Source organism: Psychroflexus montanilacus, from assembly GCF_020164535.1.
Classification (GTDB): domain Bacteria; phylum Bacteroidota; class Bacteroidia; order Flavobacteriales; family Flavobacteriaceae; genus Psychroflexus; species Psychroflexus montanilacus.
This window is the reverse complement of sequence record NZ_JAIQZC010000004.1, coordinates 169,112-187,136: the sequence shown is the minus strand read 5'-3', so window position 1 is coordinate 187,136 and position 18,025 is coordinate 169,112. Positions and strand designations below refer to the sequence as shown.

Sequence of the window (18,025 nt, the reverse complement as noted above, 5' to 3'; positions counted from 1 at the left end):
TTAAAAAATCTGCTGCAAGATTTCAAGTGATTTCGGTTTTCTGAAGCCTTGCAGATGCAATTCATAGTATAGCATCATAAAGTCCAAAAAACTTTTTCTTCGCTCCTGATTGAGCTTGATTTGATTAGCTTCTTTGTACTCTAAAGACTTCATCAACTCCTTTAATAATTCAGAATTTGAATTATTAAAGGAATAAGAATTGTATTCTTTCAGTTGAAACACGCCATTCAGCATATCAAAAAAAGGAAAACCAATGCTCTGGCTATCTGGATAAAATCCTAAATGTTGAGTGAGTTTGACGATGAAATGCAGGTGAAAATTTTTTATGGAATCTGTTTCATCAAGATAAACAAAGCTCTCCTGAAGAAAATAAAACAAAGCTTCATTTTTTTCTTCTTCTTGTATACAGCTTTTCAAGACCTCTGCCAAAAACATCACCATTGTAGACTTGTAGACATTAGATTGTAAGCTATGGTAGGGGTGAAAAACTTTCACTTCTTTTAGATACTGAAGGTTTTTATTTTCTTTATGAAAGGCTTCAATTTCCAAGAGTGAGAGTTGTTGAAACATCGACATTCTTAGTTTTCCTCTTTTGGATTTACGGATGCCCTTCAACATATACGAAACTAAGCCCTTTTCCTGAGTGAAACATTTCGCAATGACATCTGCTTCCGAGTATTTGATGGTAGAAATAACTATGGCTTTGGTCTTGATTTGCATCAGCGGATAATCATGATTTTACCAACTTTGGTCTCAATTTGATCTTCACCAGTAACTACTATAAAATAAACCCCCGAAGCAACTTTATGTCTTCCAAAGGCTCTGGTATCCCATTGTAGTGTACCGCCATTGGCAAATTCTTCAAAAACCAAATTTCCAGTTACATCGGTTATTTTGACGTTTGCGCCATCAATGAGACCATCAATGGTTACAAGCCCATTATAATTTGGCCTTACAGGATTTGGAAATGCTCGTAAGTTTTCTAGGTTTTCATTTCCAGAAGTGACAAGGCTAGAGTAGGAAAGCAATCCGCTGGTAGTTCCAAAAAAAACTTCTCCTGTCACTTGATTTACAGCTACTGTTCTCACACTATTGGTAGGGAGCGGTGAATTATTTTCATTAAATATGTTTAAAATTTCTTGACCATTTGGCGACACTTGGAATACACCAGAATCTGCTGTAGAAATCCATTTGTTGTTAGCGCCATCTGTAGTTATATCTGTGATATATTGCTCAAATAGCAATTCCTGAGCTACTCCATCCACATCTTGAATGATAATTGAGGAAACATTTACAGATTGGCTCTGGTCGAATATAGCAGAAGGATTAGACATGACGCGTAAGCCTTCATCTGTCCCAATCCACAACCTGGAATCCTGATCAATTTCCAAAGCGGTTATGTTTGGATTTACGTTAAAAGAATCTGGAAAATCTACACCATCAACGTTACTCGTGATGGCTCTCGAGGTATTAGTACTGCTATTGTATGCAATAATTCCACTTCTAAGCGTACCAGAAAACACGTTGTTATTTTGGTCTACAACTAATTTTGCTGAGTGAGTTTCTGTAGGATTTGAGGTCCCTTCTGATGTATCGGGGAGAGAAAAATTTCCGTCTGCACCTAGCCTTTTAATTTGATGTTCTGTGAGCGAGTTTGAAAAAAATAAATTCCCTTGACTATCGAATCCGCTGGAACCAATACGATTATCATTAATATTTTCAGGAACGCCTTCAATAATACTGTTTGAAGAATCATATTTCTGAATTAGCTCATTGTTTTCGATTTCTAACAGACCATCAAAAAAACTGCTTACAAAAATACGATTTGGATTTTGAGGGTCAACTGTTACGTGCGATAGCTCTGCAGCATTTCCAAGACTCTCTGGCTCTATATTGATCCATCCTTCCTCAGAAAGCCTGCTCAAACCTCTTATATTTATTGGGAACGGGTTATAGAATTGATTGTATTCTCCAAAAGTGACCCACAAATCTGTAGGTGTAGCCTCAAGACTGAAAATTCGATTTAATAAAGGCCCCTCTGGACTTACTTCTGAAAACGTCTGAGTGGATTCAGATTCCAAACTCAATAAACCTAGAGTTGCATGTCCCAAATAATATACTCCATTGCTGGCAACCGAAGTGTTTACGTTGAATTCTACATCTTGAAGTTTGTTGATGAATACGTCTAAATTTAACTCTGGATTGTAAGCTAAGACTTGGTTGACAGCCGTGATAACAAGTCGATCACCGCTCACATTAAACCCTGTTACATTGGACCCTATTGCTTCAAAAACAGACGAATTACCATTTTCTAATCTGAAAATGCTGTTGTTATTTCTTAATCCAAATATACTATTGGAAAACGTTAGCACTCCTTTCCAGTTTCCACTATATTCCGTTTGCCAATTCCGAAAATCAATGAGGTTTGGATTATCTACATCGGCTGTTTTAATACCTTCAGTAGTTGAAGCTGCATATATTTTTCTATCTAATATTGTTATTTGGTTGATTTGAATTTGATTTCCATTAGCTCCAACAAAAAAGGAATCTTCGAACTCTAGATTTTCCAAATTATATTCAGCTACTCCAAAATCTGTAGAGATGTAGAGGATCCCCTCAAATTCGAAAAAATCGTTGATTCTCTTGTTATTGGGAGATATTGAAATTTTATCCCTAATGTCAACAACCGTAAATATGTTTTGATTGTTATCCATTACAATTTGAAGTAAACCATTTTCATAGCCTATACTAGTAAGTCCGTAGGTTTCTGAGTGGTAAATCTTAGAAATTTGATTACCAGATAAGCCTTGAATTGAGGTTACTGTCTCTAAAGTCTGAGAAGGGATATCGTAAACAAAATAGGCGTTTTCTGCTGCAGCATAGATTTTGTTTTGGCTTTCATCTAGATCTGTAATATTATAGTAGGAAAAATAACCATTCCAACGTTCAGAAAAGTTTTGGCCTATGAGAAGACACGGAAACAAAAAAAATAAAAATAAAAGCCTCTTCATGTAGATGGTATGTCTTCTTTAAACTTTATAGGCATCGAATTTATTATAAAATCACTTTATAAAATAGAAAAGCCAGTTGAAATTAATTTCAACTGGCTTTGATAAATAAAATCAGCTTTATATTATACAGCACCTTGAGCAATCATCGCATCGGCTACTTTTACAAAACCAGCGATATTAGCACCTTTTACGTAATCTATATAACCGCTTTCATCTTTCCCATAAGTCACACAAGCTTCATGAATATCGCTCATGATTTGCTTTAACTTATCATCTACTTCCTCCGACGTCCAGTTATATCTCATGGAATTTTGTGACATTTCCAGCCCTGAAGTCGCTACACCACCAGCATTAGATGCTTTTCCAGGTGAAAATAGAATTTTGTTTTTATGGAAAACTTCTATTGCTTCTGGAGTACATGGCATATTTGCGCCTTCTCCAACCAATATACATCCATTATTAACTAGTGCTTTGGCATCCTCCTCGTGAAGCTCGTTTTGAGTAGCACATGGCATAGCGATATCACCTTTAACATTCCAAGGCGTTTTTCCCTCCTCGTAAGTTGCCTTTGGATATGTATCAAGATACTCCTTGATTCTACCTCTTTTTTCATTCTTTAACTCCATAATAAAGTTAAGCTTTTCACTATCAATTCCTTCTTCGTCAAAAATATAGCCTCCAGAATCAGACATGGTTAAAATTTTAGCCCCAAGTTCAATTGCTTTTTCAGCAGCATATTGAGCAACATTTCCTGAACCCGAAATCAAAATAGTTTTACCTTCAAGAGAATCTCCTTGCGTTTCCAACATACTTTTGGTAAAATATACGTTGCCATAACCAGTAGCTTCTGGACGAATTAAAGAACCGCCATAAGAGCGACCTTTCCCTGTTAAAATACCAGTAAACTCGTTTTGTATTCTTTTATATTGACCAAACATGTAGCCTATTTCACGACCGCCAACTCCTATATCTCCAGCGGGTACGTCGGTGTCATTTCCAATATGTCTGTAAAGTTCTGTCATAAAGCTTTGGCAAAAGCGCATCACTTCATTGTCGGATTTCCCTTTAGGATCAAAATCTGAACCTCCTTTTCCGCCACCCATAGGAAGCGTTGTCAGGCTGTTTTTGAATACCTGCTCAAAAGCTAAAAACTTCAGGATACTTAAATTTACAGACGGGTGAAATCTCAAACCACCTTTATAAGGTCCTATTGCAGAATTCATTTGAATTCTAAACCCTCTGTTTACTTGAATTTCTCCATTATCGTCAACCCATGTCACTCTAAATGTGACTACACGCTCTGGCTCTACCATGCGTTCCAATAGTTTGTGGTTTTTGTACTTTGGGTTTTCATCCATAAATGGAATTATTGCTTCCGCAACTTCGTGCACTGCTTGTAAAAATTCAGGCTCGTTTGGGTTTCTATCTGAAACGGTATCTAAAAATCCTTTTAGCTGTTTATTCATTTGATTATTCTTATTTATAGGTTGTTTTTTTAATAGTTCCGCAAAGATATAATTTCGATTTTAGAGATAACTTAAAAATTGATTAATATTTGATTGAGTGCTAATCGGTTAGAAATCTAATTTTAAATTAAATAGTCGATTTGTTTTTTTGTTTTTCTATATTTGTTTCAATTAACTTCTGTTTATGAAATTCAAGCATTATCCTATTGTTGCTTTTTTATTTTTTTCTACCATAGGAATCAATTCTGAGGCAACTGCTCAAATTTACCATGAGGTAGGCATAATGGGAGGTCCCGTGTCATTTCGAGGAGACTATGGGCTCAGAGGAGATAGCGAAACTATCAATAACAACATTGGATTTGGAGTTGGAATAAATCACTATCTCAATTTTGCTTACACAGATTTCATATCACAATATCCTAGACAACATTTTAAAGTCAGGTCCAGTTTAATCTACCACACTACAAGTTTGAACCATTACGGTGCTTTAGCTGATAAAAATAACGAAGCCGGTTTACAACTGCGCTCTATGTTTGGTGAGGCCAATGTCTTAGAAATAGGTTCAGGGATAGAGTATTATTTAATGCGAATAAGAGATTTTGAAAGAAACTCAGGTACGTTCACACCCTACGGTGGAATTGGTTTTAATCTTGTATATTATTCTCCAGTTGCAGGAACAACCCTGGAAGATGGGCTGGGGTTACCAGAAACTACGTTCCCTACATTTCTTGCAGGACCTGGCGAAGACCCCGCTTTTTCAAATCAATCCAATGTTACTATTTCGGCAAATTTTCAGGCCGGTATTAAATACAAGGTCACTAGAAGGTCTGATCTTATTGCTGAATTGAGATGGCACTATTATTTTTCTGATTTTGTAGACGGGTTGAAACCTATCGGTCCACAAAACAAATACAATGACTGGATGTTTTGGTTCACCTTCGGCTATATTTATAATATTGATTAGACTAGTTGGATGTTTAATCTTTATGCATTTAACTTAAAGCTTGTTTCAAATCTGAAAGTAAATCCTCCTTATCTTCAACACCTACGCTCAATCTAATTAAAGAATCAACAACCCCAATTTTCTTGCGTTCTTCTTTGGGAATACTCGCATGTGTCATGGTGGCTGGATGCCCCGCCAAGGATTCTACTCCTCCTAAAGATTCAGCTAATGTAAAGACGTTTAGATGTTCTAAAAATCTCACAGCATCTTTTGTTGATCCACCTTTTAAAGAAAAAGAGACCATTCCTCCAAAGTCTTTCATCTGTTTTTTAGCTATCTCATGATTTGGATGATCTTGCAAACCAGGCCAGTAAACCTTTTCAACTTTTGGATGACGTTGAAGGAATTCCGCAACGGCTTTTCCATTTTCACAATGGCGCTGCATTCTCAAATGAAGCGTTTTGATTCCTCGTAATACCAAAAAGCTATCCATAGGTCCAGCTATTGCTCCGCTTGCATTTTGAATAAAATATAGTTGTTCAGCCAGTTTATCATCATTCACCACAATTGACCCCGATATGACATCACTATGCCCTCCAAGGTATTTGGTTGTGCTATGCATAACGATATCTGCCCCAAGATCTAAAGGCTGTTGAAGGTAGGCAGTTGCAAATGTATTATCTACAGCAAGCAGTAACTTGTGTTTTTTTGAGATTTGTGCAATGGCCTTGATATCAAGGATATTCATCATTGGGTTGGTAGGGGTTTCTGCCCAAATCATTTTGGTATTAGTAGTAATGAATGACTCTATAGCCGTAGCACCCTGCATTCCTACAAAATGAAATTTAATTCCAAAATTTTTATAAATTCCGTTGAATAATCTATAGGTTCCACCGTATAAATCGTTTGTAGAAATTACTTCATCCCCGGGTTTTAAAGTCTTTAATATTGCATCTATGGCAGCAAGACCAGAGCCAAAAGCAAGGCCGTGTTTTCCATTTTCAATTGAGGCTATTGCTTTTTCTAAAGCGTCCCTTGTCGGATTACCACTTCTTGCATATTCAAAACCCTTATGGCTTCCAGGTGAAGTTTGACTAAACGTTGACGTTTGATAAATAGGAGCCATCACAGACCCATATCCAGGATCTACATTTTCCTGACCCCCGTGTATCGCTTTTGTATTGAATTTCATAGAAACATCATTTATAAATTAAAAGTACAGGTAGTTTTTAATTATTCACAAACAGAGGTTTTAGTTTATCCTATTCTTAACACAACTAACTCTAGATGCTATTCAAAAGCTTTATTTTTGCTTTAATTATTATATTGAGACAATGAAAGATAAGTTTTACAACTACATAGAAGGACTTCAAGACAGGATCACAAATAAGCTAGAATCGATTGATGGCAAAGCCACTTTCTCTCAGGACATTTGGGAAAGAAAAGAAGGTGGCGGCGGAAGAACCAGAGTAATAGAAAACGGTTCAGTGTTTGAAAAAGGAGGCGTCAATATTTCTGCTGTCCATGGGGATTTACCAGAGGCGATGCAAAATTATTTCAATGTTCAGGATTGTGACTTTTTCGCCTGTGGAATAAGTTTAGTGTTACACCCCAAAAACCCTATGGTTCCAACAGTTCACGCTAACTTTAGGTATTTTGAAATGTACAATCGTCAGGGAAAGATCATTGACCAATGGTTTGGTGGAGGGCAGGACCTCACACCTTATTATCTTTTTGAAGAAGATGCAAAGCATTTTCATGAGGTGTCCAAAAAGGCATGTGATCCATTTGGTAAAAATTTATATTCCGATTACAAAGCTAATTGCGATCGCTACTTTTGGAACTCACACAGAGAAGAAGCTCGTGGAGTTGGCGGTTTATTTTTTGATTACTTAAAGCCAACTTCAGAAAGAAGTCTCGAACAAATTTTTGATTTTGTGACTCATACGGGCGACAGCTTTTTGGATGCTTACGTCCCTATTGTTGAAAAGCGAAAGGATTTGGAATACACTCAAGAGCAAAGAGACTGGCAAGAAGTGAGACGGGGACGTTATGTAGAATTTAATTTGGTTCATGATAAAGGAACTCTATTTGGATTAAAAACCAATGGTAGGATAGAAAGCATATTGATGAGTCTTCCTCCTCATGTTCAATGGCAGTATAATCATCATCCAGAGCCGGGTTCAGAAGAAGAACAACTTGTCAATGTTTTAAAGGAACCTAGGAAATGGGCTTAAATAAAAAAAGCTGTCTTAGATAAGACAGCTTTTTAGGTTTTTTTAAATTCACTTTTATTTATTCGTCATCTTCATCTTCAATATCTTGTAAGACGAAATCTTCCATAAATTTAGTTGTATAATTTCCATCTACATAATCGGTATGTTCCATCAACTGCGCGTGAAATGGAATTGTAGTCTTAATTCCTTCTATCACAAACTCACTTAATGCTCTTCTCATCTTGCTTATAGCCTCAGGTCTTGTTTGAGCTGTAGCTATGAGTTTGGCAATCATAGAATCATAATTTGGCGGAATAACATAACCACTATACACGTGAGTGTCTACTCGTATCCCATGGCCTCCAGGTAAGTGCAAGGTTTCTATTCTACCAGGAGATGGTCTAAAGTTATTAAACGGATCTTCTGCATTTATTCTGCATTCGATGGAGTGTAATTTTGGATAATAATTTTTACCTGAAATAGGAACACCGGAAGCTACCAAAATCTGCTCTCTTATCAGGTCATGATCTACAACCATATCAGTAATAGGATGCTCAACCTGAATACGTGTATTCATTTCCATAAAGTAGAAATTCCTGTGTTTATCCACGAGGAATTCAATGGTACCGGCGCCTTCGTATTTGATGTATTCTGCAGCTTTTACAGCCGCATTTCCCATTTTCTCACGAAGTTCATCAGTCATAAATGGAGAAGGCACTTCCTCTGTAAGTTTTTGATGTCTTCTTTGTATTGAACAATCACGCTCAGACAGGTGGCAAGCTTTGCCGGTTTGGTCTCCCACAATTTGTATCTCAATATGACGAGGCTCTTCAATAAGCTTTTCCATATACATATCGTCGTTTCCAAATCCAGCTTTTGCTTCCTGTCTTGCAGATTCCCAGGCATGTTCCAGTTGCTCTTCATTCTTCACAGCACGCATACCTTTACCACCACCACCAGCAGTAGCTTTTAGCATCACAGGATAGCCAATTTCTTTGGCTACTTTTTTGCAGTCTTCAAAGTCTTTCAAGATACCTTCAGAGCCAGGAACGCAGGGAACACCCGCTGCTTTCATTGTAGCTTTGGCGCTTGCTTTGTCTCCCATTCGATCTATCATCTCAGGACTTGCACCAATGAATTTTATATCATGTTCCTGGCAAATTTTTGAGAAATTAGCATTTTCAGATAAAAACCCATACCCAGGATGGATAGCATCCGCATTGGTTATTTCTGCTGCTGAAATGATATTAGGAATCTTAAGGTAAGATTCACTACTTTGAGGAGGTCCTATACAAACAGCTTCATCCGCAAATCTTACGTGTAAGCTTTCTTTGTCTGCTGTAGAATATACCGCCACTGTCTTTATGCCCATTTCTTTACAAGTACGAATAATTCGTAGGGCAATTTCTCCACGGTTGGCGATTAGAATTTTTTTAAACATGAACGTTTGTTTTGGTTAAAGAAAGAATCTAAAACAATTGGTTTCCTTAGGAAGGATCTACCAAGAAAAGTGGCTGATCAAACTCTACCGGAGAAGAGTCATCTACTAGTACTTTTACTATTTTTCCAGACACTTCACTTTCAATTTCGTTAAAAAGTTTCATGGCTTCAATAGTACAAAGTACATCTCCCTCTTTCACTTCGCTACCTACTTCAACAAACGCTTTTTTGTCTGGAGAAGGCTTTCTGTAGAAAGTCCCGATAATAGGAGACTTGATAGTGACGTATTTATCATCATCATTTGCTTTTGGGGCTTGAGTCTCTTCAGAAGCTTGTGCCTGTGGTTGCTGCTGTTGATTTTGTGGAGCTTGTTGCATTTGTTGCTGTGGCATATTCATCGGAATCTGCTGTACGTAGGTCTTCCCGTCATCCTCACTACCTGTTTTGATAGTAATTTTAACGTCGTCCATTTCAAGCTTCACTTCGCTAGCGCCAGATTTAGCAACAAATTTAATTAAGTTTTGAATTTCCTTTAAATCCATAGTTTTTAGTTTTTTTAAGGGGTTTAAGAATTATACGCCCATTTCAAATATATGGAGCCCCATGAGAAGCCGCCACCAAATGCTGCAAATATAAGATTATCTCCCTTTTTTAATTGTTTTTCGTAATCGCTTAATAATAAAGGTAAAGTTGCGGAAGTTGTATTTCCGTAACGCTGTATATTCATCAGTACTTTTTCTGAGTCTAAATTCATACGCTTATAGGTCGCATCAATGATTCTTTTATTAGCTTGATGCGCAACAAGCCAATCTACATCCTTTCCTGTTAGATTATTTTGTTGCATTATCCTTTCACTTACATCGGCCATATTGGATACTGCAAACTTAAACACTGTTTTACCATCCTGAAACACAAAATGTTGTTTATTTTTCACTGTCTCTTCAGAAGCGGGTAACTGCGAGCCCCCAGCCTGAATATTTAGGAATTGTCTACCAGTTCCGTCTGTTTTTAATATTTCATCCTGCAAGCCTAATCCTTCAGTATTTGCTGAAAATAATACAGCTCCACCTCCGTCACCAAAAATAATACACGTACTCCTATCAGTATAATCAATGATAGAAGACATCTTATCTGCGCCTACAAGCAAAATATGCTTATACTTTTTGGACTCAATATAAGAAGATGCTACAGACATACCATATAAAAAGCTAGAACAAGCTGACTGAAGATCATAGGAAAATGCATTTACTGCCCCAATTTCTGAAGCAAGATAAGCTGCTGATGATGCAACAGGCATGTCTGGAGTTGCCGTTGCAAATATGACTAAGTCTATATCTTCTGGCTTTGTGGATGTCTTGCTGAATAAATCTTCACAAGCCTTAATCCCTAAAAATGAGGAACCCTGTTGAGGGTGTTTTAAAATACGTCTTTCTTTTATACCAGTTCTTGCGGTGATCCACTCGTCATTCGTTTCAACCATACCTTCCAAAAGTTTATTGGTAAGAACAAACTCTGGAACATATCCGCCTACGGCAGTGATGGCTGCTTTTACATCACTCATAAATTTTAAATTTCTTCTTTATTTTGAAAGCGTTTTTATCCAAAATAATAATATATGAATCTGCAAATTAAGTTGTTTTTTTCTTGCTGGCAAAAAACCACCTCAACATTTAATTAACAAGTATCTAATAGAAGGTTATTTTGAATTATTCTTGTTTAACTTCAGGTTTAATTATGATAAACAAAAAAATCAGGCCGATTTTTATCGGCCTGATGTAAATTCTGTAATTTATAAGTCAAATTTAATTCCCTGAGCCAGGGGAAGATCTTTGGTGTAATTAATGGTGTTGGTTTGTCTTCTCATATATACCTTCCAGGCATCAGAACCGGACTCTCTTCCGCCACCTGTTTCTTTTTCACCTCCAAAAGCTCCGCCAATTTCAGCTCCTGAAGTTCCAATATTGACGTTGGCAATGCCGCAATCTGATCCTTCTACAGATAAGAATTTCTCAGCTTCTCTAAGATTGTTGGTCATGATAGCAGAAGACAGTCCTTGTACAACCCCATTTTGAAGCTCTATCGCATTATCTACTTCACCAGAATATTTCATAATATATAAAACTGGAGCAAAAGTTTCGTGCTGAACGATATCAAAATGATTTTCTGCTTCAGCAATTGCTGGCTTTACATAACAGCCACTTTCATAGCCTTCACCTTCCAATACACCACCTTCGACCAAAATATTACCACCCTCTTTTTTAACTTCTTCCAAAGCATGGAGATAGTTCTTGACCGCGTCTTTATCGATTAGAGGACCGACGTGATTATTTTCATCTAATGGGTTTCCAATGCGAATTTGCTGATAGGCATCTACTATCGCATTTTTGACTTTATCATAGATCGATTCATGAATGATAATTCGTCTTGTAGAAGTGCAGCGTTGACCGCAAGTACCCACAGCTCCAAATACAGCTCCAATCACAGTATTCTTAATGTCGGCATCTGGAGTGACGATGATGGCATTGTTGCCACCGAGCTCCAATAAGGATTTGCCAAGCCTTTTAGCCACTTCCTGAGCTACAATTCGTCCCATTCGGATAGAGCCTGTTGCAGAAATCAATGGCAAACGCTTATCTTGAGTCATGTACTCGCCAACTTTGTAGTCACCAGTAATCAGTGAAGAAATACCGTCTGGAACTTTATTTTCTTTGAAAACGCGAGCAGCTATTTTTTGACAGGCGACAGAGGTCAGTGGTGTTTTTTCAGATCCTTTCCAAATGCAGGCATCTCCACAAACCCACGCTAAAGCTGTATTCCAGGACCACACTGCAACCGGAAAATTGAAGGCTGAAATAATACCAACCACTCCCAAAGGGTGCCATTGCTCATACATACGGTGACCAGGTCGTTCTGAGTGCATTGTCAAACCATGAAGTTGTCTGGAAAGGCCAACAGCAAAATCGCAGATGTCTATCATTTCCTGAACTTCACCGAGCCCTTCCTGGTAAGATTTTCCCATTTCATAAGATACCAGTTTACCAAGAGGAGCTTTCAGTCTTCTCAACTCGTCGTTGAATTGGCGGACGACTTCACCTCTGGCAGGAGCTGGCCATGTTCTCCACTCTTTAAAACCTTTATGAGCTGTACTGGCTACTTTTTCATAGTCTTCTTTCGTTGTTGCCTGTACTTTGCCAATCAAAGCTCCGTCTACAGGAGAGTAAGATTCTATAAGTTCACCATTGGAGAAAAAATCTTCTCCTACGGAAGTTCCTTTATTTTCGGTTTGGATATCGAGTTGCTTTAAAGCTTCATCGATTCCAAATTCTTTTGAAATATTACGCATTGAATTTGTTTTTAGAATTTGAAACGAATTTATGAAAATTAAACTAGTTCAAAAATTAAGCAGTAAAGCGTTCGTCCACTGGCATGACTTCGCCACATTTATCACAGGTTCTCAGTTCTTCGCTACCATAAAAGGTCTTGAAGTGACCTAAAAAATCTTTTTCTATGTCATTTAAAGGAAAGCGAACTTCATGTAATTTATGATTGCAATTGTCACAAAACCAAAGCAAACCATCTTCTACATCCAGGTGATTTCTTTTTCTTTCGATGACCAAGCCTATCGAACCTTCTTTTCTGACGGGGGAATGTGGAACTTTTGCAGGATGCAAATACATGTCACCTGCTCCAAGAGCCATGGTTTTCTTTTCTCCATCTTCCTGAATGTGAACTTCGATTTCGCCTTCCAGCTGGTAGAACAGTTCTTCGGTCTCGTTGTAATGGTAATCTTTGCGAGCATTGGGGCCGCCTACAATCATCACAATGTAATCACCTGCCTCTTTATAAAGATTTTTATTACCAACAGGAGGTTTCAATAGATCTCGATTTTCGTTAATCCAATTCTGAAGGTTAAAAGGTTTAGAAATACTCATTTTTCGATTTTTAGTTTAAAAGTAATTAAAGACAGAGAAATTCAACCTTGACTTAAGTTTAGATTAGCATTATTTACTCCAGCTTGCCTTACCGCCTTTAGCAGAATCCACATCCACTTTATAGTTGCCACCACCAGAGACAATCCATCTTACTTCAACTGTTCCCATTCCTGGAATATTTGGAACCCTAATGGTTTCAGGATTGTGGACTTGTTCATTGACTTTGTTGAAATCTTCATCTTCCACAATCATACCTGCCACTACATCCGCATTGGAAATGGTGACCAAATCGGGTCTTTCGATTTTATACTTTAAATCCTGGCTGCTGTGCGTTGGCATCAATCGCTCGTTATGAATGGTCGCTGTTATTTCTTTAAGTCCGCTGCCCAACGATTTTTCTTTCACATCCAAAACACTCAGTTTTGGGGTTTGGTAGCCGTGATAAATCGTAAAGGCCATATTTCTGTGCGCATCTTGTTCCAGAAGAAATCCTGGGTGAGCTCTACCAAAGTTCTTTTTGAACCCACCAATTTCTATGGTCCCGTATTGCGGGTGGTTGTATTCCTCCCAATCCACAAAAGCATCCCCAAAAGTCAAGTACTTGTCAACTTTCAATTCTTCTTCCTGATTGCCTCTTCCTTCATTTTTATGATAATAGAGGTAAGACACCATCAACTCATTGGTGTAGGTGTAGATTCCTCTTCCGCCATAAAACCAATCCAATTCACCTCCAAAGACTGAATATAAATCTTTGTAAACGGTGAGGTAACGATAACCTGGAATCATTTCTTCTCCTTTTTCAGCAATGGCATCGTAGATACGTACGTCTTCTCTGTTGTAAGTGTCTACATCTTCTTCCGCTCCTGGGCCTCTCAAAATCATACCGCCGTAGTTGTGGTAACTTTGTGCGCCGGCAATGTTGGGGTGTTTCATCACAAAATCTGCTACAGCTCTGTTTTCTGGCAAGCTGAATGGATACTTGTATGCGCCGCGTTGCACATAATCGGGTTGCCATTTCCAACCCCAGTCTCTGTTTGGATCGTAATAGCCAATACCATCTTCGTTCACTTCACCATCGCCGTCGTTATCGATGCCTTCGTAACCTAGCATTTCGTATTCGCCTTGTTCTTCAGCCGCAACTCTTATCAATCGTCTGTCATCCTGTGGATCTTTGATGTATTGGCCAGTTGGTGATTTTCTGATCATATAGGTGATATGATTATCGCCGTTGAGGTCATCAAAACCATCTTCACCGGCTTCACCGTCGCCATCGTTATCAAGCACTAGCATTCCCGATCTAGGGGAGTGTGGTGTGTTGGGTTCTTTCATATAATTGTCTCGTGCATCAGGATTGATGGTGGGCACAATGTAAAAAGTCTTGTCCTTCAGCAGTTCGTTGATGAAGTCCAGGTCGTCAAACATTTCTGTTAGGTACCAGGCCGTATACAATGAAAATTCTGCGCCTTGTATCTCATTGGAATGTATATTTCCATCAATGTACATGGCTGGCTTTTCATCTGGATTTCCAGTGTTGAAATCTGAAATAGTGAGCATGTAGATCTCTCTTTCTTCATAAGATTTCCCGATACTTTCCAGACGAGTTAGCTTTGGGTAGGCTTTATTGATTTTCTTCATCAAATCTACAATGCCATCATAGGTATTGTAACGGTTCCAGCTCGCTTCTACTTTGGGTTCGTGAGGTGTCCCTATAGCTCTAAAAAACTTTTCTTGTGCTTGAGAAACAGAGCCAAACATCAAAAAAGTAGCAAGACAAAATAATGAGGTATACTTGGTAATTTTCATGGCTTATAAGTTTATGTTTAATTCTGCAAATCCTGTGTGTGGAGCACCAGCTTTCAAAGTTAATTTTCCGTTTGCTTTCACAATCCAGGACAAAGATTTGGTTTCCAAAGCATCCATTTTTGTGACCAATTCGATTTTGTTTCCGGCCAAAATATTGTCTTTGGAAGCGCTTAAATCAATTCTGATTTTTCTTAACCAGCGTGAACGTTGTCCAAGTTCAGAATGGGTGGGTAAGTTGGCATTATTGAGTAAGTCAACTGTAATTCGTTTAAGGCCGCCTTTTAGGGTTTCAACTTTCAGGTTATGGAACTCTAACTTAGGCTGATGTTGTGCCAATTTCAGAATAAAATCGGTGTGTTCAATAGCGATGCTATCTACTTTTGAAAATGGAGGATTATCCATCACAAAAGGCTTTACGCCACCAACTTCAACGGTTTTACCTTCAAAGTCTGGATGATCAACTTTTTTCCAATCCACAAAAACATTGTCAAGATTTTCTTGTTTTGCCCACTTTAAAAAGTTTGATTCTTTAGTGTCTTTTATCTTGTGGTCTGAAGTGGATGTAGAATCTTTTTCTGCTTCTGGAACCCACCAGCCTGGCGTGCTAAAACTCAATCTTCCAAAGTGGAAATAGGCCCACTGGAAGAAATCACCGTCTGTGCCCATATTATCTTGCATGAAAGGCTTTTGAGATACAGTCTTATTATAAATTTCTGAAATCATTTTATTGATGGCAACGTCTCCTTCCAGGGGAGAGGCAACAATTCTTTTTTTGGCATCTTGAGCATTATATTTAAGTGGAGACGATAAGTTATTGGCTGGACCAAACGTGACAAACGCGTAAATATTCCATTGCTCAAATAAATAATCCAGCAAGGCTCTGCTTTCCTTTTGGGAAACGGCGTAGTTTCCTGCCAGTGGCTCAAAGGCTGGAAAGTTGTAGGTAAAACTCTTATTGAAAGCAATACCTTCCTTAAGATCTTCATTAAACTTTCCATCTTTATCATTATCGATACCTTCAGAGTAGAGTTGGTAGCGCTTAGATTTGGTAGCTGAAGTATCCACTTCTATCAAAACTCTTGGGTCATCGGGATGTGTAGTGTATTTTCCAAGCGGACTTTCTGCTCGCATTTGAGTGATGAATCCATCTTTGTTCAAATCTTCATAAGGATCTTCGCTCAATCTGCCATCGCGGTCATGATCGTGATCGGTCGCATTTCCTCTGCGCTCATACTTTAGTTTATCATGGTATTGTGCGTATGCATCTGGAGACATATTCGGGAAGATGTAAAACGTAGTTTTGTCTAAAGCTTTTTCATCTGTAGAAATACGTTCTGCAAACTGAATAGCCAATTCTACACTCAAGACATGATAGCCTTCCACTCCTCCAAGGATGGCGATTGCTGGTTTATTGTTGAGGTCACCTGTACCGATTTTGATAACCTGAATGTCCTTGCCGCCTTCAGTTTTTGTAAGCGTTGACAAGTTGACATTGGAATCTTTATCTAATGTCTTAAGGCGTTTGGAAATCTGATTTAAGTCTGGATAATCTGCCTGTGAGAAGATCAGGTTTTGGGTTAAAACCAATACCAGAATTGCTATAGTGTGTTTCATTATGAAAAATTTTCATAAAAATAACTTTATTTATCTATTAAAAAAGTGAAAATTTGAATTCAACTAATCATGTAACATTTTTTCAATCTTAAGACTAACGTAAAAACTTCATCGTATGACTACAAAGCAATTTTTAAGCCTTGAGTGGAAACAATTCCGGCGCTCTTCTTTTTTTGAAAAAGGATTAGCCATCAAAATTCTAATGATCCTGGCAGCTTTATATTTTGCTGGACTAGCTATTTTGGGTGGAATTGGAGTGTTTTTTATCTTTAAAAAAGCACTTCCAGATCAAGACCCCTTTGTACTGATTAATAATTACATGATTTACTGGGTGCTTGGAGATCTGGCATTAAGGTATTTTATGCAGCAATTGCCGGTCATGAATATCAAGCCCATGCTGTTGTTGCCATTAAAAAGGCAATCGATCATTCAATTTTTACTCTTGAAGACGTCTTTTTCGTTTTTCAATATTTTACCCTTATTGTTTTTTATCCCAATGTCTATCGTACTGATGGTTCAAGGCTATGCTCCTTTGATGGTTTTGATTTGGTTTGTGAGTATTTTGGCCTTCAGTTTTTCCATTAACTTCTTAAATTTTATTGTCAACAAAGACAGCAAAGCCTTCTATTTGGTTATTGCTTTTCTAGCCACTTTTATTGGTCTTCAATATTTTGATGTGTTTGATATTACTCCTTATACAGGTGTTTTTTTCTACTCGTTTTATGACCTTGGCTATACCGTTATTTTTCCTCTGGTCTTGGTTGCGTTTTTTTTCAAAGCAAACTACAGGTTATTGAGAAAAAACTTCTATGTAGATGGAGCAGTTCAAGCTAAAAAGGAGAAATTCAAAAATTATAATCTTGAGTTTTTAAATCGTTTTGGGACCCTATCTACATTTTTAAAAAATGATGTGAAAATGATTACCCGCAATGCCAGACCAAAACAAGTTTTGTTGATGTCTTTCCTCTTCTTATTTTACGGACTTATATTTTTTACCCAAGATATGTACAGAGAAATGCCAGCTGTCTTAGCCTTTGCGGCTATATTTGTGACAGGTGGTTTTTTGATCACTTTTGGACAATTAGTCCCGTCCTGGGACAGCGAATACTATAAGTTGATGATGAGCCAGAACATATCCTACAGAAAATACCTGGAGTCCAAATGGTTGCTTATGGTTATTGGGTGTGCGGTTTCTTTTATACTCAGCACTCCTTATATTTACCTTGGTTGGGACATTTATGTGATGATTGCTGCTGGGGCTTCTTTCAATATTGGGCTGAACTCCTTTATTACTTTGTACGGTGGCGCACTCAATAGAGTGCCAATGGAACTCAACCAAAAAGCAAAAGCCTTTAGTAACACACAGGGATTCAATCCTACGCAGTTACTTATAAGTTTGCCCAAAATTCTGGGGCCAATGCTTATATTTTATGTGCCTTATAAATTAATTAATTTCAACGCAGGTATAATTGCATTGACTTTAAGTGGAGTATTAGGATTGATTTTCAAATCCTTTTTCCTTAATCTTATTGAAAAAGTATATCAAAAAACCAAGTATAAAACTCTCGCTGCATTTTCAGAAAAAAAATAACGACATCTT

At 37.8% G+C, this 18,025-nt stretch carries 14 protein-coding genes; 3 read left to right on the top strand and 11 right to left on the bottom strand.

The annotated features are described in order from the left end of the window. From recO to gdhA, 3 genes are all read right to left on the bottom strand, one after another. Positions 1–720 carry a DNA repair protein RecO gene (gene recO, locus LB454_RS11815; RefSeq protein WP_224464880.1) on the bottom strand — a complete coding sequence of 240 codons (720 nt, stop codon included), beginning with the start codon at positions 718–720 and terminating at the stop codon, positions 1–3. Then, positions 720–3,011, bottom strand: coding sequence for a type IX secretion system anionic LPS delivery protein PorZ (gene porZ, locus LB454_RS11810; protein WP_224464879.1), 2,292 nt, complete (start codon positions 3,009–3,011; stop codon positions 720–722). The genes recO and porZ overlap by 1 nt, the downstream gene beginning before the upstream one ends. Positions 3,012–3,133: 122 nt before the next feature. Then, positions 3,134–4,477 carry an NADP-specific glutamate dehydrogenase gene (gene gdhA / locus LB454_RS11805; protein WP_224464878.1) on the bottom strand — a complete coding sequence of 448 codons (1,344 nt, stop codon included), beginning with the start codon at positions 4,475–4,477 and terminating at the stop codon, positions 3,134–3,136. Positions 4,478–4,661: 184 nt separating this feature from the next. On the opposite strand from gdhA, the gene LB454_RS11800 reads away from it, so the two are divergent. After that, on the top strand, positions 4,662–5,441 hold the full coding sequence (locus tag LB454_RS11800) for a THC0290_0291 family protein (RefSeq protein WP_224464877.1): 780 nt from the start codon (positions 4,662–4,664) through the stop codon (positions 5,439–5,441). Between the two features lie 28 nt (positions 5,442–5,469). Here LB454_RS11800 and LB454_RS11795 read toward each other — a convergent pair whose 3' ends face one another. Continuing rightward, the gene (locus tag LB454_RS11795; RefSeq protein ID WP_224464876.1) at positions 5,470–6,612 is read right to left on the bottom strand and encodes a cystathionine gamma-synthase; all 1,143 of its coding nucleotides are present in this window, start codon (positions 6,610–6,612) and stop codon (positions 5,470–5,472) included. Between the two features lie 142 nt (positions 6,613–6,754). Here LB454_RS11795 and hemF point away from each other — a divergent pair, with 142 nt between their 5' ends. After that, a complete protein-coding gene (gene hemF, locus LB454_RS11790) occupies positions 6,755–7,657 on the top strand; it encodes an oxygen-dependent coproporphyrinogen oxidase (protein ID WP_224464875.1) in 903 nt (300 codons plus the stop codon). Between the two features lie 58 nt (positions 7,658–7,715). Here hemF and accC read toward each other — a convergent pair whose 3' ends face one another. The 7 genes from accC to LB454_RS11755 all read right to left on the bottom strand — a co-directional run bounded on the left by accC (position 7,716) and on the right by LB454_RS11755 (position 16,425). After that, positions 7,716–9,077: an acetyl-CoA carboxylase biotin carboxylase subunit gene (gene accC / locus LB454_RS11785; protein ID WP_224464874.1), complete on the bottom strand. Its 1,362-nt coding sequence runs from the start codon at positions 9,075–9,077 to the stop codon at positions 7,716–7,718. Between the two features lie 46 nt (positions 9,078–9,123). Then, positions 9,124–9,618 (bottom strand): acetyl-CoA carboxylase biotin carboxyl carrier protein, encoded by a 495-nt coding sequence (accB, locus tag LB454_RS11780; RefSeq protein ID WP_224464873.1) that lies wholly within the window; start codon positions 9,616–9,618, stop codon positions 9,124–9,126. 23 nt (positions 9,619–9,641) lie between these two features. Next, on the bottom strand, positions 9,642–10,637 hold the full coding sequence (locus tag LB454_RS11775; RefSeq protein WP_224464872.1) for a beta-ketoacyl-ACP synthase III: 996 nt from the start codon (positions 10,635–10,637) through the stop codon (positions 9,642–9,644). A 228-nt stretch (positions 10,638–10,865) separates the two neighbouring features. Beyond that, positions 10,866–12,419: an L-piperidine-6-carboxylate dehydrogenase gene (gene amaB, locus LB454_RS11770; RefSeq protein WP_224464871.1), complete on the bottom strand. Its 1,554-nt coding sequence runs from the start codon at positions 12,417–12,419 to the stop codon at positions 10,866–10,868. Positions 12,420–12,474: 55 nt separating this feature from the next. Beyond that, positions 12,475–13,008 (bottom strand): 3-hydroxyanthranilate 3,4-dioxygenase, encoded by a 534-nt coding sequence (locus LB454_RS11765; RefSeq protein ID WP_224464870.1) that lies wholly within the window; start codon positions 13,006–13,008, stop codon positions 12,475–12,477. Positions 13,009–13,077: 69 nt separating this feature from the next. Next, positions 13,078–14,811, bottom strand: coding sequence for a M14 family metallopeptidase (locus LB454_RS11760; protein WP_224464869.1), 1,734 nt, complete (start codon positions 14,809–14,811; stop codon positions 13,078–13,080). 3 nt (positions 14,812–14,814) lie between these two features. Further along, a complete protein-coding gene (locus tag LB454_RS11755; RefSeq protein WP_224464868.1) occupies positions 14,815–16,425 on the bottom strand; it encodes a M14 family metallopeptidase in 1,611 nt (536 codons plus the stop codon). Positions 16,426–16,540: 115 nt separating this feature from the next. On the opposite strand from LB454_RS11755, the gene LB454_RS11750 reads away from it, so the two are divergent. Further along, on the top strand, positions 16,541–18,016 hold the full coding sequence (locus tag LB454_RS11750; RefSeq protein ID WP_224464867.1) for a DUF5687 family protein: 1,476 nt from the start codon (positions 16,541–16,543) through the stop codon (positions 18,014–18,016). Positions 18,017–18,025: the final 9 nt, after the last annotated feature.